Genomic DNA, 23836 nt, shown 5'->3' with positions numbered 1-23836 from the left:
TCTTTTTGTTTACATAAACGGAACAAGGAGTAGCAATGCTTTCTTCCGTACTTAACAGTGATGCCGCAATAGAAATAAACATCAATATCATGCGGGCCTTTGTTGCTGTACGCCAACTATTGACTAATTCCCCTGTTAATGAAAGCAAGCAATTACAGGATGAAGTAAAAGAACTAAAAGCATATATTGAGGAAGTCTTTGCCGACTATAACGATATGCATGAAGATACACGGATGCAACTCGATCTTATCAATGAAACATTGGCAGAGCTTCAGACCAAACATGTAAACAAACCTCGCAAGCCTGTGGGGTATATCAAGCCGGAAGAATAATCCCTCACGTAAATTTGTTTTGTCTGTGAGTTGCTTATAGAATAAATCCGTTTGTTACCCAGATAAAACTCGGCTTGCATAACCGCGCTTGGGATGCTAATTAGAAGTTGAAATAACTGTTACTTTTTCTCCATCATTTTATCTATACATTACAGATAATAAGTCTGCTATCTGATGGAATATTACAATATAAAAAATAAGAAACAGATGTTACCTTTGTTACCTTTTAACAAGTAGTAAGTTTTAAGAACTGATTCGTTGGTCTCTGCTTTTTAATAAAAACTAATTCTTAATTCTTCATTTTTAATTATTAATTGTTTTCTGTTACTTTTGTTACCTTTCAACGACTGATGTGTTACTATTAAAAGAATAAGATAAGAAATGAAAAAGAAGATTTTATATGCCTTTATTATAATTGTTATTATAATCATAGCAGCCGGTGTATACGGCTATAGTATTATAAATACAGGATTTGGCATAGATAAGACCGTTTATCTCTATATAGATGAAAACAGGGATTATAATGTATTGCTAAAAGAGCTGAAAGATAGTGCGGAAGTAAAAAATATAAGTAATTTCGAGCTGTTGGCATCTGTTATGGATTATAAAGATAATTTAAAGACAGGGCGCTATGCTGTTAAACCGGATATGAATATACTTGATCTTATGCGCCATCTGCGTAGCGGACATCAGACTCCTTTGAATTTGAAATTTAACAATATCCGGACAAAAGAAGATTTTGCTGAACGTATTTCCAATCAGTTGATGTTGGGCAAGGAAGATTTATTGGCAGCATTAAATAATCCGGAAAAATGCAAAGATCTGGGTTTTACTACAGAAACGGTGATTGCCATGTTTATTCCCAATACATATCAATTTTACTGGGATGTTACTCTCGATGAATTTCTTCGGAGGATGAAAACCGAATATAATGATTTTTGGAACAAGAAACGGACAGCACAGGCAGAGGAATCAGGCCTGTCACCTGTCGAAGTATCAATATTGGCTTCTATTGTTGAGGAAGAATGTACTTTTACCGATGAATATCCCGTTGTAGCAGGATTGTATCTTAACAGGCTCCGCTCGGGACAGGCATTGCAGGCAGACCCCACAGTTAAGTTTGCAGTGGGTGATTTCAGCCTGCGCCGTATATTGAACAAGCATCTCGAAGTAGATTCTCCATACAACACATATGTGCATACGGGTCTGCCTCCGGGCCCAATCCGGATACCTTCGATCAAAGGGATTGACAGTGTCCTTGATTATACAAAGAGCGACTATCTGTACATGTGTGCAAAAGAAGATTTCTCGGGACGTCATAATTTTGCTGATACCTATGCCGAACATCAGAGGAATGCAGCGCGGTACAGAAATGCATTAAATACGAGAGGAATATATTAATCCGGAATTAAAAGGCTTTTTCGTCGCCTTTGAAGACATTCGCAATCGTAAGGTAGATAATCTTCAGGTCAAGGAAAAAAGTCCAGTGTTCGAGATACCAGACGTCTCTCTTTACACGTTCTTCCATTTCCTCTACAGTTTTAGTTTCACCTCTGCATCCGGTTACCTGCGCCCAGCCTGTAATGCCAGGCTTCACCAGATGACGGACCATGAATTTATCTATGAGAGAGCTGTAAAGGTCGGTATGTTGTAGCATATGCGGGCGAGGGCCGACAACAGACATATCATTCTTAAATACATTGATAAACTGAGGTAGTTCGTCAATACTTGTTTTTCTCATAAAGGCGCCTACTTTGGTTATACGCGGATCTCCTGCGGTTGCCTGCTTTTTATTAGCTTCTTCATTCAATCGCATCGACCGGAACTTATAACAGTAGAACTCTTCCCCTTTGATCCCTGTCCTTTTTTGTTTAAAGAATACAGGTCCGGGAGAAGACCATTTTATGATGGCTCCGAAAATGATATATACAAAAGGGAAAATAAGGATTAGTACGAGGCCCGAGAAAATAAGGTCGAATGTCCGTTTAATAAATCTATTGGAAAAGTGCTGTAAAGGTTCATATCTAAGACTTAATATAGGGGTAGACTCTATAAAATGTAGAGAAAAACGCCTCCTCATATATTTGTGAAACTCAGGTATAAGATGGAAACGGATCATGTTTTTCTCACACAATCTTACTAAATCATAGATTAATTGATCCTGGTTCCCCAACAAGGTACAGAACATTTCATCCACCTTAGCATTCTGAACATACTCTTCAATATCGGAAATCTTTCCAAGATAATTAGGTAATACATCTTTTTTTGAAGTATCGTTGTCGAAGAAACCTAATATTTTATAGCCGAACTCACTGAAAATAAGAGACTCGTACGTTTTTATAGCGCTGCTTCCCGCTCCTATGATAATCACTTGTCTATAGTTATATCCCTTCTTCCGGTACGATTTTAGCAGGAGACGGAATAATACATGCCATCCCACAAAAATAGTCCCCATGATAAAGAATCCTACAATCCATGGAATGATAGGAATACTTATAATATGAAATATAGAGAATCCTGCAGTAATCAATAATGCATAAAGGGTTATAAAGGCTGATGAGCGTTGGACTATTTTGTCGAGATATACAACGTTCGATGTAATATGAAAACGTATGAATGATGAAGTGAGAAAATAGCATAGGTTGATCAACAGAAATGCAATGATTTTCTCCCTGTAATGTAGGCTTGTAGCTACTACATCTTCTTGGCGGAATACGAAAAACGCCAGTAAAAAGAAGACATTAATAAGGAACAAGTCGCCAAAACGAACTATCCAGTCAATCAGGTAACCATATCCTTCTTTTCTATCCGTACTATCCATAGTTTAAATAAACAGATTGCAAAGATAATATTTAGTTCTCAGATTCCTGCTTATTTACCCCTCTTCTACATATCATAAATATTATTAAAGCCGATATGATGAAACTTGCGGATATAAGCAAAGCATTTTCTTCGAAGCGGAAATCCTCTATCTGACTCGCTTTTGGTGTATCGTAATACATGTGGATGAGTACCACATTTATAGCATTATGTATTATGTGTACAATGACCGGAATCCATATACTTCCCGACCATACAAACAGATAGCCTAATAACGCACCTAATAATACCCGGGGTACAAATCCGTAGAACTGAAAGTGGATAGCACTGAAGATAATCGCTGTAATCCAAATGGCAAGATGCCGGTTTTTCACGATCTTCAGTATTATCTGTTGTAAACAGCCTCTGAAAAAGAACTCTTCGGTCAAACCTGCCAGAACTGCAATCACCAGCAGATTAATCAGGAGAGATGTGATCGTTCTGTCGGCAAATAACAGTTTCAATGTTTTTTCCGCCGATTCCTCATATTCTTTCATCCAGTTGAGGAATTCAGGTAGTATCATCTGCTGGTTATAGTATCCTATACAGTTTATTGCTGGTTGGATAAAAATAATCAAAAGGATTGTGCCAAGTAGGAGTAATGTATCGATATGTGTTCTGGTGTTTAAGTAATTCTTAATACTGCCTTGATACAAAAAGGCATAGACCAGAGAAGGAATCAAAAACAGAAAGATAGTTTGTATTACCTGGGTAATCTGGATGGAGGGAACTGATTGTAACGGATTATCGGCAGGTATCACCAGAAGAATAATCAGGGTGGCCATAATTAGTCCCGAAAAAGAGAGGAAACAGAAGAAGAAAAACTGTGACCAACCTCCCATATTGTATAAAATACCTTTACTATCCATAGCCATTGCTTTTTATTCTTGATTAATGCGGAGCACAGTCACGCCTGTACAGCTCTTTGAAGTCTGACAATACTCCAAAAGTGTTTTTTGCTCAATAATCACCTGCCTGGCTTTGCTTGAAGCATGAATGAAATGTAACTCCTCTTTTTGCCAATAAGCAATCCCTATATGAGAATAATCCAAACCCGCTATTGATGTGGCAAATACGATTATATCCCCGGTTTTTATTTTTTGCTGACTATTATATATCGCAGCTGTCGGGAGTATTTCATAAGCATTTCTCTTAGAAATATTCTTTTCTATTTTATCCAGCTTTTCAATATTTTGTGCGTTGCCCTTGAGGTGCTTATATAATTGAGGATGTGTTGTCATAAAGTTGACATCCTTCTTAACTTTTTCTCCCCCTATTTCTGAACTGATATTTCTCAGCAACCCATGTTTCTCATTTTCATATATCCAATCGCTTGTATAATGCAGGCGGGATGTATAGCCGGCGACCTCTCCGTCCCGGTAACGCATTGTTATGAGTGTTTGCAGATAATTGTCGTAAGAAAAATCTCCGGATTTGATGACTTGCGACAGAGCTATACAATTTTCGACAAAGGTGGTACAATCAAATTCTCTGAGATTAACGACCATTCTCTCTGTGTCCGGTACCTCAAGGGTGGAGGCTACATATGGCTTTCCCAGAAAGTATTTGGCCGTATTGATAAATATTTCTTCGAAGGGCTTATCCTTTTGTTTTTCAAACTGCTTTATATAGGCTTCATAGATGCGCAGATCGGCCGGAGTGGAAACTATATCCCCTCCTTTAGCCATATTGGATAAAGTAAATAATGAGAATATAAGTATAACCAATCTTGCCGGTTTCATAATTAACTTAGTCCTACAATATTGCCATGTATAATATCAATATATTCTGCCTGAGGTACAGCCGGTAAGCCCGGCATGCGCATTATACTTCCGGCAATGGCTACTATAAATTCGGCTCCATTGTTAATGACAATGTCATTAACAGTGAGAGTAAAGCCAGTCGGTGTGCCATAGGCATGTGCATTGTCTGAAAATGAGTACTGGGTCTTAGCAATACAGACAGGGTAATGATTGATTCCCTGCTTTTCAATCAGAGCTAACTTTTTGCGGGCTTTATCTCCAATTCTGACTGATGCCGCCCCATATATTGATTTAGCTATTTTGTTGATTTTCTCTTCTATAGAATCATTATTTTCATATGTAAAGCGAAGAGCTTGGGATGGATTATTCTCAACTTGTCTGACTACTTCTTCTGCAAATCCAGCAGCTCCTTCACCTCCCTTTGTAAAAGAATCGTTCAGCGCAAAGCTTACTCCCAATTGATGGCAGTGATCTCTTATCAGCTCTATTTCTTCTTCAGAATCGAAACCATACCTGTTTAGAGCAACCATAACGCTTTGTCCGAAAGATTTCATGTTTGCAATATGCTTGTCAAGGTTGGCGAATCCTTTTATTAACCCTTCCGTATTTCTCTCCTTGATGCTTTCAATCGGTACATTTCCATGCATTTTCAGAGCCTGTGTAGTGGCTACGATGATGGTGAGTTTGGGTGATATTTGCCCCTTTCTGCATTTGATATTGAAGAATTTCTCAGCACCTAGATCTGCGCCAAATCCGGCTTCGGTGATTACATAGTCGGCATGACTCATAGCCATCTTTGTCGCTATCAATGAATTGCATCCGTGAGCTATATTGGCAAACGGTCCTCCGTGTATGATTGCAGGAGAATGTTCTGTGGTTTGTACCAGATTCGGGTTTATCGCATCCTTTAGCAGTACTGTAATTGCACCGGCTACACCAAGGTCTTTCACCGTGAAGACATTCCCATTAGCAGAATAACCAAGAATAATATTTCCGATACGCCTTTTAAGATCTTCTATATCGGAAGACAGGCAAAGGATTGCCATAATTTCTGATGCGGGGGTAATCTCAAACCCTGTTTCGGCGGGAACTCCATTTTCTGAGCCGTTCAATCCCGAGACAATGTATCTGAGGCTTCTGTCATTTACATCGAGCACCCTTTTCCATACCACCTCTTTGAGATAATTATCCGTACCTCTGTTCCGGTAAAGGTAGTTGTCGAGGAGGGCTGTAATCATATTATGCGCAGATGTTATGGCATGGAAATCTCCGGTAAAGTGGAGATTGATGTCTTCCATCGGGAGTACTTGGGCATAACCACCTCCGGCAGCTCCGCCTTTCATCCCGAAGCATGGTCCGAGTGAAGGCTCCCGGAGTGCTACAATCGTTTTTTTTCCGATCTTGTTCAGCCCTAAAGCTAAACCGATAGATGTGGTGGTTTTTCCTATCCCTGCTTTTGTGGGTGTAATGGCTGTTACAAGGATAAGACTGCTCTTCTTCATTTTCTGGTCGTCAATGAAGGAGACCGGGATTTTTGCTATATGTTTACCATACTGATGCAGTTCTTCAGCATTGATTCCTGCTTTATTTGCCACATCTGAAATCTTGTCAAGTTGGATACTTCCGGCTATTTCAATATCTGTTTTCATTCTTTGTTACTGTGTATTTTCCGTTGGGAGCACAAAGATATAAATTTTTATTATTCAAAGTCGCTTTTAATAACCTTGTAAGAGTGATTGTATAGCTATTCAAAATAAGAACAGGGATCAATAGATAATCCCTGTTCAACTGTTCCTTATTTTCTTGTATCAGTTCTTCTAATTATTGTAGTCTTTTCAGACGGTACAGTAATTGTTGGATTGCTTCCTGATAGTCGTCAATGATTGCCTGAGTGAAAGCTTCAGCGAATAATTCCCTTTGGCTTTCTGTATATTTAAAGAAGTCCTCGGCATGTTTTACAATGTTTGTAGGATTCTTTGTTTCAGGAATTACGATATCCAGATCTCCTTTTACTGCATAGGAAGTTTCTACCAGACGGTCTGTTGTATCTAATAGGTCGCCGATAGCCTGATCGAGTGCGATGTGCGCTGCATAACTGCCTTTACCGGTTATATGCCAGTGGTGAAGTTTCAAACTGCTGTTAAAAGCGAATACTTTACCTAAAAATGTTCCGATTTCTGCATTTACTGATGCAGCTTTCTTTTCTTTTAATGTAGATGTGCTCATAATTATAAAATTTATTTATTTATGTTGTTTCTATATAGACAAAGATAATGGTTGCGATTTTCAAATCCAAGTATTAACAATTGAATGTGTAAATGTTAATATTGATTTTATCTATAATAGATTTTTAGCCTGATCTGTACGATGTACAATAAATAAACAATAAAAGTACCGCTTTTGTTTCAGTGAATCATGATATTTTATAATGAGTTGATACTCATTCGGTTTTTATTATTCCAGATATAGTCTTCTCATTCTCACTACATCTACTTTCAACTCTTTGGTAAGGAAATTCATTATACTGCCATGGTCTCTCTTTATCTGATTTATGCCGGCTTGCAGGAACATACGCTTTACAGTGAATATTGATTCTGCCCGTGGATATTTTGCGATGAAAGCATCGTATTTATCGCTCAGATAAATTTTCGACATCAGATAATCGTCCATAACTGTTGCTTCATCTACTCCCAGGGCAAACAATACCAGTGCCGTAGCCATACCCGCCCTGTCTTTTCCGGCAGAGCAATGGAAGATGAGAGGGGCACTGAGATTATTCTGTACGATAGCAAAAAATATACGGAAGGCTCTTACGCATGCCGGGTTGCTCACCAAGAGGCGATTCATATGCTTCATGTGAGAGTCGATGTTCGTTTTTAGCATATTGGCCTGAATCCCTTCCGAACTGAGATTGCCCGGTGTGATGGCTATAGGATAGGTGAAATGGACAGTAGGAGGTAGTTTGTCGGGTGAGCGGCGGGCTTCGCTTTGTGCCCTGAAGTCTATCACAGATGTGATCGGTATGCTCGAGAGATATTTCAGATCGTCGGCGGTAAGGTTGGATAATTCGTCGGCCCTGAAAAGTTTACCCCATTTTGTATATCGCCCGTCTGTTGTTCTGAAACCGCCCAAATCCCTGAAATTGTACCCTCCTGCCATAGGGAGGTGTCTTTCGGTGAGGAGCAGCCGTTCAGCACCGCAAACCAGTTCAAAATAAATGCGGCTATACGTGCTAACGCTGAGGAAAAAACTTCCGCTTCCATTACCCGTCAATATAGGAGTAGCTCTGTTGATTGTATCCACAGAACTGCCCGCATACAAAGACCAGTTACCTTGGGCTTCGAGCCTTAAGCTTGCCTCCTTTGTATATTTCTCCCGTATTATATAAGCTTTTAGAATGGCTTTATCCATTGTTAACAGAGATGTCCTTTCCCGATAATTATTTACCTCTTCTTTTACCATATTATTAATACATGACAAATATACGGAATTAGTTGATATATTTCCTATCATAGAGTTAAATCAGATTGAAGTGTAAAAAAAAGGTAAATCTTCGCAAAAAGACTGCAGTCTATTGAAAAACACATCAGACTAATGTATCTTTGCTATAAGCACTGCCCTTTACCGGGGGTGAAAACCTTGTATAATATCGTTATCTGACATATGTTTTAAAGAGATACTAAAGTAATAAGAGGTCAGGGGCCTTAACTAAAAGATTGCTTGTGACATGAAATTAAAACTATTTACCTGTGTTGTATTATTATTAGTTACCTTGTACAGCTGTACCTCCAAGCCTACGGTCATAGCCTTATGTGAAAGAGATGCCAAAGGTAATTATATATTAAAATGGGAGCTGTATCCGGAAACGGATAATGTTCCGGCCGAAATATTCGTGTCGGACAATGATAGCGTTTTCCCTTCAACCCCTTCTTTCACTGTAAAGTCAAATGACTATATAGCGATAATAGACAATACTTCCGACTCGGTAGAAAAGCGCAAATACTTCCGGATAAAGATTGGGGGGACTATGTCCAATATCATCACAAACCGCTTTTTCGAAATGGATAGTATCCAGAATTTCAGAGATATAGGCGGATATATAACAAACGACAACCGGACTGTTCGTTGGGGTAAGCTGTTTCGTTCAGGCAGTTTTTTCCGTATGACTACTCATGATAGTATCGAGTTGAGCACTCTGGGAATAAAGACTGTTATCGATTTACGGTCCGAAGATGTGAAAAGACCGTATATAGACCGTTTCAAAAGCGCGAACAATGTGCGCATCCCGATTTCGGAAAAAGGATACAGTTCAATTTCGCAGAAAGTAATGGACGGGAAATTCCTTCGTGGCGATGCTGTTATATATACCCAGGATACTTATAAAGATATGATTGTTAACTTTGCAGATGATTACGCACGGTTTTTCGACTACCTTTGCGACGAAAATAATTATCCGATAGCGTATAATTGTTATTTGGGTAAGGATCAGAGTGGTTTAGCCACTTACTTTCTTCTGCGTGCACTCGATGTCCCTCTGGATGTGATAGAGGAGGATTATATGTGGTCGGGGATAGGAATAGACCGTACAAAGCTGGTAAAAGATGCTGACAGTCTGACCGAATCGCGGCAGGAAGCATTGACTATGCTTACCAAAACAGACCTTGCGTACCTGAAATACGGAATATCATGCATCAGGGAAATGAGTGGTTCGGTAGACGATTATATGCTTAACAAATTGAAGATTACCCCGGAAAAAAAGAAAAAGCTGAAAGCGATATTGCTGCATTGACCGGGAGACAATTTTCAAAGAACTCTGTGTTACTCCTAGTTACTTAGTGTTTAGAAGTTTCCCGTTAATACCTTTTTCTCTTAAAGGCTCCCTAATCCCCGGAAAGGGGCTTTGTACTACTAAAAAAACGGATGGCTATCAGCTGATAGTTATATGCTTGTTTATTCTTTTCCACATTTGCTATCTGTCTGCGACTTCTGTTGCTTATTGTTAATACCCTTTTTGCAGCTATAATATTTTAGGATTACAGAAAAAATCATATTATCTTTGTAACCTCAAAAAAAGAATAACTATTCTCAATAAATTCTCAACAGAAGGAGATTTTTATATGACAGAGCCTTTGAAGCACGAATGCGGTATCGTAATGATACGCTTGCTAAAGCCGCTTGACTACTATCAAAAGAAGTACGGGACATGGCAATACGGACTGAATAAGCTGTATCTGCTGATGGAGAAACAGCACAATCGCGGGCAGGAAGGCGCAGGACTGGCTGTAGTAAAATTAGACTCGCCTCCGGGGAGTGAATTTATATTCAGGGAAAGAGCCACAGGCTCAGGTGCCATATCGGAAATCTTCTCGAATGTCTATAAAAATTACGAAAAAACATCCCGCGAAAAATTAAATGATCCTGCATATGCCAGCCAATACCTGCCATTTGCAGGTGAATTATTTTTAGGGCATTTACGTTACAGTACAACGGGCAAGAGCGGTATCTCATATGTACATCCCTTTCTGCGCCGCAGCAACTGGCGGTCGAGAAATCTCGCATTGGCAGGAAACTTCAACATGACTAATGTCGATGAACTGTTCGCAGCACTGGTGGCTGAAGGACAACACCCGCGTGATTACGCCGACACGTTCGTTCTTCTCGAATCCCTCGGGCATCATCTCGACAGGGAGGTTCAATTCCAATATGATAAATTTGGTAAAGACCGCAAAGTAAAAGGGGAAGACTTGAACGACCTGATAGAAAAAAACCTTGATATACACTTCATGCTCAATAAAGCCAGTGAGAACTGGGACGGAGGATATACCATTGGCGGAATTATCGGATGTGGTGACGGATTTGTATATAGAGATCCTTCCGGCATACGTCCGGCTTTCTACTACCACGATGATGAAATTGTAGTGGTAGCATCTGAACGTCCTGTAATCCAGACTGCCCTCAATCTCGATGTAGCCGAAGTAAAGGAACTTGATCCCGGACAGGCAATCATAATCAAAAAGAGTGGGCAGGTATTATTTTCACAGATACAGGAACCACGGAATGTTTCCCCTTGCTCGTTCGAACGGATTTATTTCTCCCGAGGTTCGGATGCGGATATATACAATGAACGAAAAAATCTCGGAAAACTTCTTCTTCCTCCTATTCTGAAGGCAATAGATAACGATATACAACACACGGTTTTCTCATTCATACCCAATACGGCGGAAGTTGCATTCTTCGGAATGACAGAAGCTCTGAACAAGCATATGAATGATGTAAAGCTAAAGAAAATTACAGAGAAGGGATCATCCATTTCCGAAGAAGAACTGCAAAGGATATTATCTATGCGCGTACGCACCGAAAAGGTCGTTATCAAAGACATCAAGTTACGGACTTTTATCGCACAGGATGGCAGCCGTGATGATCTGGCTGCTCACGTCTATGATATAACATACGATTCGGTTCGTCCATATGAAGATAATCTGGTCGTGATAGATGATAGCATAGTACGGGGAACAACCCTGAAACAAAGTATCATAAAGATACTGGACCGTCTGCATCCCAAAAAGATAGTTATCGTATCCTCATCCCCGCAAATCCGTTACCCCGACTGCTATGGAATAGATATGTCGCGCATGAGCGAGTTTGCCGCATTCAGGGCCGCTATCGAATTACTAAAAGAGAGGGGAATGCAATCGGTTATAGATGATGTATACCGTAAATCACTTGCACAAAAGAATAAACCGAAAGAAGAGATCGCGAATTACGTAAAAGAAATCTATGCGCCGTTCTCTAACGAAGAAATATCGGCTAAAATGGCCGAAATGCTCACGCCAAAAGGGACACAGGCGAAAATAGAAATTGTGTTCCAAACAATTGAAGATCTCCATAAAGCCAGCCCTGATCATAAAGGGGATTGGTATTTTTCAGGGAATTACCCCACTCCGGGAGGTAACAGGATGGTAAATACTGCATTCCTGAACTATATAGAAGGAATAGACAAAAGGTCGTATTGATTTTGTTTGTGAGGAGTTATTTCGCCCGTAGGGCGAAATAACCAGATTATAAAAATCGTTTTTATTTATACAGGAACAAATAATTTATATATCTTTGTTTCAACTAGACAGCTTAATATAAACTACATTATCTTAACCAAAGTATTTTTATGAGACAAATTATCAAAATTACCTTAGCTTCAATTTTTTTGATTGCAGGCTTCTCTGCTAATGCCCAGGAGAAAAAATTCTTATTCGGGGCCAAAGCCGGGTTTGTTTTTTCAGATCTTAGTGAGTATTCTTATAAAACCAAAATGAAGCATTCCTTTACCGGAGGGCTTACATTCGACTATTTTCTCAATCGTGACCTGTACCTTTCTTCCGCTATCGAATTTTCCAATAAGGGAACTAAATTCGATCTTCTGAATAAAGATGAAAAAGAAAGTACAAGTATAAACTTTAAGGAATCAACTGTATCTGCCAACTATCTCCAGGTGCCTATACATGTAGGATATAAATTTGACTTATCGGAAAAGACAAGACTTATGGTACAGGCAGGCCCCTATGTAGCCTACGGCATTAGCGGGCAAACTGAGCTTGGGGACGAAGTTGTTTTAAGAACGCCGGAAGGAACTACCACAATGAGCCTGAATGATTATATGAAAATGATTGATGGCTGGAGAAGGGGAGAAGAGACTTTCAGTGATACACATTTCCGTGAATTTGACTGGGGTATTGGTATTGGCCTGGGTGTGGAATATGAGCATGTGAATATCTCCTTTAGGTATGACTTTGGATTATATGATATATCACGGGAAGCCGAGAAAGTAAAAAACCGGAATGCTTATGTCACTTTAGGATATAAGTTCTGATTATTCTTTGGTATAATAATAAAGCCCGGCATAATCCGGGCTTTATTATTTTTATTTCAGTAAGAATTGCTTAAAACCGGCAAATTCTTTATTCATACCGATACTTCGTTTCTTCCCTTTCATAAAAGCCTGTAACTTTTCAGGGACAGTCACTTGCCTGCCTGTAATGCTTTCTACTGTTTCAAGAAATTTGGCCGGGTGAGCTGTTTCAAGAAAAATACCCGTTTCATTTGGCCGTAATTCGTCTGTCAACGCCTGATAGCCACATGCACCATGAGGATCGAGTAAATACCCTGTTTCACCATAAGTATCTTTTACTATCTTCTTTATATTAGCATCATTGTACCATTCTCCCGAGATATCTTTCTTTATCTCATTCAATGACTTTCCATAAAGGTCGAGGACACGGACAAAATTACTGGGATTCCCTACATCCATCGCATTAGCGATTGTTTGTACAGACGGACGGGGATTATACTCTCCGGTTTGCAAATACTTATAGAAAATATCGTTGCTGTTATTTGCTGCAATAAAACGTTTTACAGGCAATCCCATACGTTTAGCTATCAGTCCGGCGGTAATATTCCCAAAGTTGCCGCTAGGCACCGAAAATACTATATTCCCGGCTTTTCCCTGTTTGGCAAGTTGGGCATAAGCATGGAAATAATAGAATGCCTGAGGAAGGAACCGGGCTACATTTATGGAATTAGCAGAAGTCAGATTCAGCTTCCGGTTCAGTTCTTCATCGAGAAAGGCTGCCTTAACCAGCGCCTGACAGTCATCGAATGTCCCGTCTATTTCTATCGCTGTTATATTCTGCCCCAGTGTAGTGAACTGGCATTCCTGTATCTGGCTTACCTTTCCTTTCGGATAGAGAACATATACATGGACACCTTCCACACCCAGAAAACCATTGGCAACAGCACTGCCCGTATCTCCCGATGTGGCCACCAGTACTTTCACATCTTTCTGTCCTTGCTTCTTAATGAAATAGCCGAGCAGACGGGCCATGAAACGCCCTCCGACATCTTTAAAAGCAAGAGTAGGACCATGAAAAAGCTCAAGGCTGTATATATTATCTTTTACATGTACTACGGGAGTATCGAAGTTAAGGGTATCATAAACAATACTCTTGAGCGTATCCGGCTCTATATCTTCCCCAAAGAAAGCATCGGCAACCGTATATGCTATCTCCTGAAAACTCATATTGCCTATATTTTCAAAAAAAGGTTGGGGCAATTCTTTTATCGTTTCGGGCATATAAAGCCCGTTATCAGGAGCCAGCCCTTTGACTACCGCTTCTTGTAAGCTGACCTGCGGCGCATTCTTATTCGTACTGTAATACTTCATTTTACATTAATTTGAGAGACAAAAATAATAAAATGAAAGAGAAGAGACAAACGAATAAACATTATATTCGAATCTCACTCATTTGATTGACAAATCTTTCAGGCTGTTATTCAGTAAAAAGTACGGTTGAACCTATCAATCCTTTTATTTTATAAAATATCGGGATGTAATATCTCTATTTTTACTATTTTTGTTGCGTTATAATGAAAAAAGAAACACCTTGAAATTACCTAATATTGTTGTCCGTATCCTCGCCGGAGCTGTATTCATCGGCTTATTACTCGGCGGAATACTCATAAATGAGTATACTTTTGTTGTCATATTCTCATTACTCACTGTGTTATGTCTGTATGAGTTTTACGGATTGATAGAAACAAGCGCCAAAGTTCGCGTTATCCGGCCATGGAATATATTAGGAGGATTTTTCCTTTTTTTAGGAGGATTTTACTATTGTGTTTATTCAGCATCTGCACATGCTTTTGTTCCGTATATGATTTACCTGATAGTCCTTTTCATCAGTGAATTGTATATGAAACGTGAGAATCCTATTCAGTCCTTATCCTATTCACTGTTAGGTCAGGTTTACATTGCAGGTCCCTTGGCTCTGACAAACTATCTTGTATTCGCCTATGAACCCGGAAGTTACCATTGTGTATATATCCTGGCCCTGCTGATAACGATATGGGTAAACGATACTTTCGCCTATCTTACAGGTATGGCTTTTGGAAAGCATCGCTTATTTGAGCGTATATCCCCGAAAAAATCATGGGAAGGATTCATTGGCGGAGCAATAGTTGCCATAGTCTCTTCTCTTATTTTTGCGCACTCTTTCACCAATCTCTCCACTATTAGATGGCTTGGCTTCGCTGCCGTGGTAGTAGTATTCGGTACTTGGGGTGATCTTTTCGAGTCATTAATAAAACGTACGCTGGGAGTAAAAGATTCGGGTAATATGATACCCGGGCACGGCGGCATTCTTGACCGTTTCGACAGCACAATACTGGCTATACCGGCTGTGTGTATTTTTTTGTTATGTATCGGTATCTGTTAATAAGCTCTTTCCACTATATACTCTACGGCAGCTTCCAAAGCCTCGCGGACCTCTGTGTCTGAAACTGTTTCGATTATTTCCTCCGCACGATTTTTATATTCTTCCATCTTGCGGTAAGCATATTCTATACCTCCATGCTCTTTGGCATAGCTGATAAGTTTATGTATATTTTCGTCAGTATAGTTGTATGAGAAAATGACAGACAATAATTCCTTCTTTTCATCCTCCGGCGCATTTCTTATAGCATATAACAAAGGGAGTGTAACTTTTCCTTCACGGATATCGTTCCCTGTAGGTTTGCCAATAGCATCGGTAAAGTAATCGAATATATCATCCCGCAATTGGAAGCAAACCCCGAGATACTCTCCCAATTTGGTGAATCTTTCTACTTCTTTCTCCGACGCATCCACCGACATTGCCCCTATACGCATACATACCGACATCAGGGATGCTGTCTTTTTTCTGATTACCTGAAAATATTCATCTTCATCCAGAATCAGTTCTTTGACCAGCGAGAGCTGGTTCAATTCGCCTTCGGCAAGGTCACGCCCCAAATCTGAAACGTGGGATATGATTTCGATATTTCCGGTCAGTACACTTTTTATCAAGGCTGTGGATAGAAAATAGTCGCCTGCAAGTACGGCCATTTTATTATCATAAATAGCATTCAGCGAAGCCATTCCTCTCCTTATTTTGGATTCATCAACAACATCGTCATGTATCAGGGAAGCTGTATGCAGAAGTTCTACCGTTATGGCGGAGTTATAAGTCGTATTGTTTATTTCTCCACAGGCCTTTGCCGCTAATAGTAACAGAATGGGACGTATCCGCTTTCCATCCGATTTCATTATATAATCTATAATCTCCTGAATCCTTACATTATTACAAAAGACAGAATCTTTGTAATAGGTATTGAATTTTTTCAGTTCTTCCGTTACTGGTTTTGCTATTAGAAGCTTTTTATCCATACTAAGTTTTGTTGAGATGCAAATTTAGGAATAATTCGGGTTATAGCATTATATATTTATAACTTTGAACACCATCGGGATATTTTTTAAGGAATAACAAGAAGCCATTTTACGTTATTGTGTTTTTCCTGTTAAATATCAGGAGAAACTGGCCCGGCTATTTCGCTGTCAATGTAATAACAGGCACGATCATTTCTTCCATCGAAATACCCCCGTGCTGGAATGTACCGGTATAGTAAGATACATAATGGTTGTAATTATTGGGGTATGCGAAGAAGTCATCCCCTGTGGCAAAGATGTATTTTGTACTTATATTGGGAGACGGTAACCCTGCTTTCTCCGGAGAATGGATGTCATAAACCTTTTTGCGGTCATATTCCAGATTGCGCCCGAATTTATAGCGGATATTGGAGTTTACGGTTTTATCTCCTATGACCTTCACCGGATTTTTCACACGTATAGTGCCATGGTCGGTAGTAAGTACAATCTTATAGCCCATCTCCCTCGCTTTTCGCAAAATATCCATCGTACTGGAATGCTTAAACCACGAACGGGTCAGAGAACGGTATGCCGCTTCGTCCGAAGCCAGTTCGCGTATCATCTTCGACTCGGTACGTGCATGGGATAACATATCTACAAAATTGATGACAATGACATTAAGTGGCTTGTTGTTCATCGAATTCATATTCTGGACAAGTTTTTCACCGGATGAAGAAGATAACAGCTTATTATAAGAGAAAGTATGTTTCCCACCGTATTTTTCCAATTGCTTCTGTAAAAATATCTCTTCATTCAGATTCTTGCCCTCGTCTTCATCCTCTTCCACCCACAGGTCGGGATAAGACTTCACAATCTGTGACGGCATCAGTCCGGAGAAAATAGCATTACGCGCATACTGCGTAGCTGTGGGCAGGATGCTGAAATATTCCTCCTCCGAAATATTGAAATCGCCTGCCAGCAGATCTTTTACTTCCCACCACTGATCGAGGCGGAAGTTATCTATCAGAATAAAGAATACTTTTTCTCCTCTGTCCAGTAACGGAAGTATTTTTTTGGGGAAAAGTTCGGGGCTGATAAGCGGCTTGTCTTTTGCATCTGATATCCACGATTCATAATTCTTTTTTATGTATCTGCTAAAGCTATTGTTGGCTTCCTGCTTTTGTACACGTAAAAGGTCTGCCAGGGGGCTTTGCGAAGCATCCAGCTCTATTTCCCAATATACCAGCTTCTTGTAGATATCTATCCAGCCGTTGTAATCAGGAGAATCATTGATGCGTGTACTTATTTGAGAAAACTCGTCCCGATATCCTTCAAGCGTTATTTCGGAAACGATATCGTCTTTATGCAGATTCTTTTTCAGGGATAGGAGTATTTGGTTCGGATTCACAGGCTTTATCAGATAATCAGCTATTTTCCTGCCTATGGCGTGTGTCATTATCCCTTCGTCCTCGCTCTTGGTAATCATGATAACGGGAATATTAGGGTCTATCTCTTTGATAAGGCTCAGAGTCTCCATACCTGCCAGTCCCGGCATGTTTTCATCGAGGAATATGATGTCAAATGATTCGTTCTTTACGCAGTCCAGTGCATCCTGGCCGCTGTTCACAGGTGTTACTTCATATCCTTTTTCCTCAAGGAAAAGAATATGAGCGCGCAGCACATCTATTTCGTCATCGGCCCAGAGTATCCGTTTTTTTCTCATTCAAATCCTATAGTTACAAGGCAAGCCACATTTTTATAAAGTGGCTTGCTATATCGTTCTGCACTTTAGCTAATAATCAAAAGTACAAACAGAAGTTCAATCCTTAAAACGGGGATGGTTAAAATTTATTATTTCAGTACCTGGTTAATTGCGTTCAACAAGTACTCTTTAGGATCGGAACTGTATTCCCAGAACATAACCCCCGCCATTCCGTTAGTTTTCACGTACTCGCATTTTGCATTTACCGACTCTTCATCGTCATAGGTCACAAACTCACCCTTATAAAAATTGAACAGGTAAGGAGCCTGCGCCGCTTCGTCCCAATATCTGTAATATTCGTTCCGGTTTACCAGGCTGTCTTTGATAAATGTGTATCCTTTCCCCTGTATTTGTTCCGTTATCGGGTCTCCCACTCCTTTCGACGCATCTTTCTTCGTTTTATAGATTCGCCCGTAGAAAGCGATACCCATTACCAGTTTTTCCATCGGTACGCCTGCTGTATGGAAGGCTTTTACGGCTATATCGGCACTATTTGATTCGCTGTACTTATCCGAAGCTAAAAGGTTGGTGTGGTGAATAGCCTTTTCTTTAGACTGATAATCATAAGTCATTATATTTACAAAGTCGAGGTATTCCTGGGCTTTACCCATCTCCGTATTATCTATGAATTTCTGGGAACCACCGACGGCTGTTGTGAGCAGGTATTTCTTGTCCGATGCCTTTTCGAGTTCATCCAGCTCGGCCCTGATGGCAGCAAACATCAATGTATAGTTCTGCTTATCTTCGGGGCGGAACACATTGCCTGTGTCCCCTTCCATGGCAGGATATTCCCAATCTATATCTACTCCGTCGAGACTATATTTATTCATTATGCCGACAGCCGATTTGGCAAATGTCTTTTGTCCTTCGGGAGTCAATACGGCGTCCGAGAAATTCCTGCTCCATGCCCATCCTCCGATCGATATAAGGATTTTGAGATCGGGATTCTGCTGTTTTAACTCATTCAGTTTCCTGAAATTGACCGTGTCGGTAGCTTCGTTTGTCAGGAAAGCTTTTCCTGCCTGTACGTCTACAAAGGCATAGTTGATATGAGTAATCTTATCGGGGGATATTTTACTCACATCCGTCAGTCCGTTATAACCGCTTACATATGCAATTATTACAGGTTTGGATTTATCTTCCCCGCTTTTTTTATTACAAGATGTCAGTACGACTAAGAGTAATAAAATGGAAATAACAATGTTCTTTTTCATAATTATTCAATTAGAAATTAATAAAGAATTTCTGTCTAAATATTCCAACTGCTTTTTCATATTATTTACCGGTATCCAATGCAGTTTCTATCTGCGCTAATAAATCCTGCAAATGGCTGCGCTTAATCCCTGATGACGAGGCCGCCGCACTGCGTATACTCTGGCGCAGGTCTATTAATTGTGTACGGGCAATACCTGTGGCGTCCGAAGCCCTTGTCTGAGCCTGCGGATTTGTATTCTTAGGGTCTACAATGCTGATAAGGGCATTAACATAGTTCTTTTGCAGGTTTCGGCGATAGATGTCGATAGCTTTCCCGTTTGTAAGCTCGGACCATATACTCTTTTTCAGGTCGCTGAACATATTTATTGCCGTATAAGCGCCTGAACCGTTATATGCTTCGTCACGCAACATTTTGTCTATTGTATATTTACTTATCAGACGGTCCAATGTTCTTTTCTGAACACTTCCGATCGAGTTTACGGGATCTATACTTGCTTTTGTTATCAATGTTTTATCGATCAACCACTCGGGGGTAGCAAATAACTGTCGGTCGAGAAACTGCATTGCTTCTTTTTGTATGCTTGCCGGAACAAACTCCTCTGAATTACCGGATTGCTCCACTACCACAGGAGTACGATAGATACCTGCTATATTTTTAGCAACATGTCCCATGTAACGGCCATATTGTGTTACAACTTCTCCATATATGGAAGTTGCCATTGCATAGTCTTTATTCGGTTCTTTAGTCCAGTCCAGTATTTGTGGTACAATGCGCTGGAGGTTCTTTATACCGTAAGTACTTGCCAGCATGGCATTGTCGCCGAGGTCTTCATTTTGGTTGCGGGGATCGTCAGGATCGGTCTCTGTTCCGAAAGTAAAGCGTTTGTCGCTTTGGAGTTTTTCCATTATTGTCTTGTTCGAAAACGGAATTTCATCTTCCGCGGTCGCGTATTCAGGCAAATATCTGTAACCCCATTCTATCGACCAGTCGTCATATATTCCGATACGGGGGAACAGGCCTTTTTCCGAAATATTATCTTCCGGCTGGGCGACATAATTGAATCGTGCATAGTCCATTATCGAAGGTGTATGGCCATTCGCTTCCACCCACTCTTTGTTTCGGAGGTTTTCGACAGGCACGGTTGCCGAAGATCCGAAATTGTGTCTCAGCCCTAATGTATGCCCCACCTCATGCGATGACACAAAGCGGATAAGCTCACCCATCAGTTCGTCTTCGAATTTCAGTTTCTGGGCGCGTTTATCCACATTTCCGGCTTGTATCATATACCAGTTGCGCAACAGGAGCATCACATTGTGATACCAGTTGATATGTGTTTCTATTATTTCACCGCTGCGGGGATCATGTACATGCGGGCCGCTGGCATTCGGTATATCGGAAGGCTTGTAAACGATTGCCGAGTGACGCGCATCTTCGAGGCTCCATGTGGAATCTTTAGGTGCTTCCAGTCCTATGATCGCATTCTTGAATCCTGCTTTCTCAAAAGCTTTCTGCCAGTCGTTGACACCTTGTATCAGGTATGGCACCCACTTTTTCGGTGTGGCAGGGTCTATATAAAAGATGATCGGTTTTTTCGGTTCCACCAGTTCTCCGTTCACGTATTTCTGCAATTCCCCCTCTTTCGGTTCCAGTCTCCAGCGGGTAATCTTCGATTTATAATCTATCCCCTGCGAATTGGAATCGAAGTCGGTATACCTTACTGCAAAATAAGCTACGCGGGGATCGAACAAGCGTGGTTTCATCGGCTCTTTTGGAAGCAAAACGAGAGAACTGTTCAGCTCGTATGTTATCGGGTCGCTAGGGAAATACTGTGCAGCCTGAGGCGGATATCCTTGTGGTGGTACCTGGGCGTATGTCTTAACCGTCTTGATTTCGACGTTAATGGGGTATGCCTTGATAGTGTCTATATAACTTCTGTCGGCAAAATGGTTTCCGATACCCCTGTACTTCTTCATGTTGGTGTCGAAGAAGAAAACATTATTGTCTCCATTCAGGAAGTCGGTAATATCTATGACGGCAGCAGATGTTTTGTTTACAGAATCTTTGTTCAGAGCTTGTATGGCGAAAGTGCCCATGATGGGTTGTATATTCGAGTTCTTTACGGACTGGTACATACCCAGTGTATCGTTCGCCTGTTCGAGATATGAAATGCTACGGATAAAAACTTTGTTGTTCGGGCCTTTCTCGAAGCGGATAACATTCTCTCCTATCTGGTCGCCGGGATAGCCAACCATCGATTTGTACCTGTTGACAGGAGCTTTGGATATCCTGTTCACCACCAGTATATCCCGTTCCATGATAGAATCGGGTAATTCAAAATAGAATTTATCTTTTACTTTATGTACTTTAAAGAAACCTGTATTGGTCTTTGCTTCTTTTGTTATCACTTCCCCGTATGGCTTTAGTGTTCCGGGAGGTGTAGCCGGCTTGGCGGCAGGCGCGGCAGCTTCTTTTTTTTCCTCTTTCTTCTTCCTTTTAAAGGGATTCTTTATTTGCGCATTACCTCCTACTATTCCCATCGTAAGAAATAGTATTAGAATCAGGCTCTTCTTGTACATAGTTTTGGTAATTAATTGTAAATAAAATTAGTTAATATGCAAAACTAAAGAAATTAATATATTAATTCCCGTTTTTTTATAAATAATGTCAATCAATAACTGAAACTCTTAGTGTTATATGAAAACATTCTCTTTTCTCAACTACACTTCATTTCGCTTGAAAGTTTATTTTGGCATTGATAAATATCCGATGCCACTTAATCGTATTCTTCTTTATATAATTTATCTATATAATCAGAACCGACAGCCTTTAGCTGTTAGTTCATAGGGCTCTTTGAAGTATTGGGATAAGTAGTAAGTTTTAAGTAATATGAGATACGAGTAGACAAGACACNNACACGAGATACAAGATACGAGTTATTAACTGATAACTGTTGACTGTTGACTGAAACATCTGTTACCTTTGTTACCTTTTTTGAACTGAAATTGCTAACACCAGCTATTCGCTACTAACAGATATGTATTTGATGGAAAAATAAGGGATTTATACTTTAACCGTATCTTCTTTTTTGTTACATTTGCCACTTGTTACTCATTTTTACTCCTTTAGATGTTAGTAAAGGTTTTTGGCGCAGCTGTACAAGGCATACTCGCGACATTGATTACGATAGAAGTAAATTGTTCGAAAGGCATAAAATTTATGCTTGTCGGATTGCCTGACGCATCAGTAAAGGAAAGCCATGAACGTATAGTCTCGGCGCTACAAATAAACGGCTATAAATTCCCCCGGCAGCAGATCGTTATCAATATGTCCCCCGCCGATATAAGGAAAGAAGGTACTGCATACGATTTACCTTTAGCAGTAGGGATACTGGCTGCTTCCGAAGGCTTAAAACCGGATAAGCTCGAAAGCTATATGATTATGGGAGAATTGTCGCTTGATGGTAGCATACTTCCCATAAAAGGAGCGCTTCCCATAGCAATAAAAGCCAGGGAACTCGGCTTTAAAGGTTTGGTTTTACCCCGCAGAAATGCACGGGAAGCGGCAGTAGTCGATAATCTGGATGTGTACGGCGTGGATAATATAAGCGAGGTAGTCGGCTTCTTTAATGAAGATATGGAACTGGAAAAAACGATAATAGATACCCGCGCCGAATTTTATAGTGCACAACAGATCTTTGAATTTGATTTTGCGGATGTAAAAGGACAGGAAAATGTGAAGCGGGCGTTGGAAGTCGCGGCTTCGGGCGGACATAATCTGATTATGATAGGCCCTCCGGGAGCAGGAAAATCGATGATGGCGAAGCGAATGCCGTCCATTCTTCCTCCCTTTATTTTACAGGAAGCATTGGAAACAACCAAAATACATAGTGTTGCAGGTAAGATAGGGAATGAAACATCTTTGATGGCTCAACGCCCGTTTCGTAGTCCGCATCATACCATCTCCGATGTGGCACTGGTTGGCGGTGGTACTTATCCCCAACCCGGAGAGATCAGTTTAGCGCATAACGGGGTTCTTTTTCTTGACGAGTTGCCCGAATTTAGCCGTAGTGTACTAGAGGTTATGCGGCAGCCTCTCGAAGACAGGAAAATATCTATTTCGAGGTCGAAGTTTTCGGTTGAATATCCGGCCAGTTTTATGTTGGTGTCCTCGATGAATCCATGTCCTTGCGGATACTATAACCATCCTGAAAAGGAATGTGTTTGTCCCGGCGGTGCTGTTCAGAAATATCTGAACAAGATATCGGGGCCGCTTCTCGACCGTATAGATATACACATCGAGATAGTTCCCGTACCATTTGAGAAAATATCGGATAAAACACCCGCTGAAGCAAGTGAATCTATAAGAGAACGTGTTATAAAAGCAAGGGAAATACAAGAACAACGCTTTAGGGATGAAGATGGGATATACTGCAATGCGCAGATGACTCCCAAACTTCTTGCCAGATATGCTTCTCCAGACGATACAGGCTTGCAGTTATTAAAAACCGCTATGGACAGATTCAATCTGTCGGCCAGGGCCTATGACAGGATATTGAAAGTATCGCGTACAATTGCGGATTTGGATAGCTCCGAAAAAATACAGCCTAAACATTTGGCAGAAGCCATAAACTATCGTAATTTAGACCGGGCAACCTGGGCAGACAAATAATAAATTAATATAAAGATAAAGAAC

The 23836-nt window shown here is 40.4% G+C and carries 17 protein-coding genes and 1 pseudogene; 7 read left to right on the top strand and 11 right to left on the bottom strand.

Annotated elements, in window-relative coordinates:
* Positions 1 to 17 precede the first annotated feature (17 nt).
* Both B3317_RS10270 and mltG read left to right on the top strand, forming a co-directional pair.
* Positions 18 to 332 (top strand): annotated as a pseudogene (locus tag B3317_RS10270) (ORF6N domain-containing protein); the annotation flags it as partial.
* A gap of 381 nt (positions 333 to 713) precedes the next feature.
* Entirely contained in the window at positions 714 to 1733 is a 1020-nt protein-coding gene (gene mltG, locus B3317_RS10265) for an endolytic transglycosylase MltG (RefSeq protein WP_291111177.1), read from the top strand.
* A 7-nt stretch (positions 1734 to 1740) separates the two neighbouring features.
* Here mltG and B3317_RS10260 read toward each other — a convergent pair whose 3' ends face one another.
* From B3317_RS10260 to B3317_RS10235, 6 genes are all read right to left on the bottom strand, one after another.
* Complete coding sequence (locus tag B3317_RS10260) at positions 1741 to 3153, bottom strand: undecaprenyl-phosphate glucose phosphotransferase (RefSeq protein WP_291111175.1); 1413 nt, start codon at positions 3151 to 3153, stop codon at positions 1741 to 1743.
* Between the two features lie 31 nt (positions 3154 to 3184).
* Positions 3185 to 4060, bottom strand: a complete 876-nt coding sequence (locus B3317_RS10255) for a CPBP family intramembrane glutamic endopeptidase (protein ID WP_291111173.1) — start codon at positions 4058 to 4060, stop codon at positions 3185 to 3187.
* Positions 4061 to 4072: 12 nt separating this feature from the next.
* Positions 4073 to 4933: an N-acetylmuramoyl-L-alanine amidase-like domain-containing protein gene (locus B3317_RS10250; protein ID WP_291111171.1), complete on the bottom strand. Its 861-nt coding sequence runs from the start codon at positions 4931 to 4933 to the stop codon at positions 4073 to 4075.
* Positions 4934 to 4935: 2 nt separating this feature from the next.
* Positions 4936 to 6603, bottom strand: a complete 1668-nt coding sequence (locus tag B3317_RS10245) for a formate--tetrahydrofolate ligase (protein ID WP_291111169.1) — start codon at positions 6601 to 6603, stop codon at positions 4936 to 4938.
* Positions 6604 to 6775: 172 nt separating this feature from the next.
* Complete coding sequence (locus B3317_RS10240) at positions 6776 to 7180, bottom strand: DUF5856 family protein (RefSeq protein ID WP_291111167.1); 405 nt, start codon at positions 7178 to 7180, stop codon at positions 6776 to 6778.
* Between the two features lie 228 nt (positions 7181 to 7408).
* The gene (locus tag B3317_RS10235) at positions 7409 to 8416 is read right to left on the bottom strand and encodes a tyrosine-protein phosphatase (protein ID WP_291111165.1); all 1008 of its coding nucleotides are present in this window, start codon (positions 8414 to 8416) and stop codon (positions 7409 to 7411) included.
* Positions 8417 to 8681: 265 nt separating this feature from the next.
* Between B3317_RS10235 and B3317_RS10230 the strand changes: the two genes are divergently transcribed.
* The 3 genes from B3317_RS10230 to B3317_RS10220 all read left to right on the top strand — a co-directional run bounded on the left by B3317_RS10230 (position 8682) and on the right by B3317_RS10220 (position 12818).
* Positions 8682 to 9743 carry a tyrosine-protein phosphatase gene (locus B3317_RS10230; RefSeq protein WP_291111163.1) on the top strand — a complete coding sequence of 354 codons (1062 nt, stop codon included), beginning with the start codon at positions 8682 to 8684 and terminating at the stop codon, positions 9741 to 9743.
* A 328-nt stretch (positions 9744 to 10071) separates the two neighbouring features.
* Positions 10072 to 11967, top strand: a complete 1896-nt coding sequence (locus B3317_RS10225; RefSeq protein ID WP_291111161.1) for an amidophosphoribosyltransferase — start codon at positions 10072 to 10074, stop codon at positions 11965 to 11967.
* 149 nt (positions 11968 to 12116) lie between these two features.
* Positions 12117 to 12818, top strand: coding sequence for a porin family protein (locus B3317_RS10220; protein ID WP_291111159.1), 702 nt, complete (start codon positions 12117 to 12119; stop codon positions 12816 to 12818).
* 51 nt (positions 12819 to 12869) lie between these two features.
* Here B3317_RS10220 and thrC read toward each other — a convergent pair whose 3' ends face one another.
* The gene (gene thrC, locus B3317_RS10215) at positions 12870 to 14168 is read right to left on the bottom strand and encodes a threonine synthase (RefSeq protein ID WP_291111157.1); all 1299 of its coding nucleotides are present in this window, start codon (positions 14166 to 14168) and stop codon (positions 12870 to 12872) included.
* A 220-nt stretch (positions 14169 to 14388) separates the two neighbouring features.
* Between thrC and B3317_RS10210 the strand changes: the two genes are divergently transcribed.
* Positions 14389 to 15219, top strand: coding sequence for a phosphatidate cytidylyltransferase (locus B3317_RS10210; RefSeq protein ID WP_291111156.1), 831 nt, complete (start codon positions 14389 to 14391; stop codon positions 15217 to 15219).
* On the opposite strand, the gene B3317_RS10205 is transcribed toward B3317_RS10210, so the two are convergent.
* The 4 genes from B3317_RS10205 to B3317_RS10190 form a co-directional block, all read right to left on the bottom strand.
* Positions 15216 to 16187, bottom strand: coding sequence for a polyprenyl synthetase family protein (locus B3317_RS10205; protein WP_291111155.1), 972 nt, complete (start codon positions 16185 to 16187; stop codon positions 15216 to 15218). The genes B3317_RS10210 and B3317_RS10205 overlap by 4 nt on opposite strands.
* A gap of 157 nt (positions 16188 to 16344) precedes the next feature.
* Positions 16345 to 17889 carry a bifunctional response regulator/alkaline phosphatase family protein gene (locus B3317_RS10200; RefSeq protein WP_291111153.1) on the bottom strand — a complete coding sequence of 515 codons (1545 nt, stop codon included), beginning with the start codon at positions 17887 to 17889 and terminating at the stop codon, positions 16345 to 16347.
* Between the two features lie 128 nt (positions 17890 to 18017).
* Positions 18018 to 19142 (bottom strand): glycoside hydrolase family 18 protein, encoded by a 1125-nt coding sequence (locus B3317_RS10195; RefSeq protein WP_291111151.1) that lies wholly within the window; start codon positions 19140 to 19142, stop codon positions 18018 to 18020.
* A gap of 61 nt (positions 19143 to 19203) precedes the next feature.
* Entirely contained in the window at positions 19204 to 21720 is a 2517-nt protein-coding gene (locus B3317_RS10190; protein WP_291111150.1) for a zinc-dependent metalloprotease, read from the bottom strand.
* Positions 21721 to 22270: 550 nt separating this feature from the next.
* Between B3317_RS10190 and B3317_RS10185 the strand changes: the two genes are divergently transcribed.
* A complete protein-coding gene (locus tag B3317_RS10185; RefSeq protein ID WP_291111148.1) occupies positions 22271 to 23812 on the top strand; it encodes a YifB family Mg chelatase-like AAA ATPase in 1542 nt (513 codons plus the stop codon).
* Positions 23813 to 23836: the final 24 nt, after the last annotated feature.

This window comes from Dysgonomonas sp. UBA7710, from assembly GCF_002482385.1.
Classification (GTDB): Bacteria; Bacteroidota; Bacteroidia; order Bacteroidales; family Dysgonomonadaceae; genus Dysgonomonas.
The sequence above is the reverse complement of the archived record's forward strand: the minus strand, read 5'-3'. Positions and strand labels throughout refer to the sequence as shown.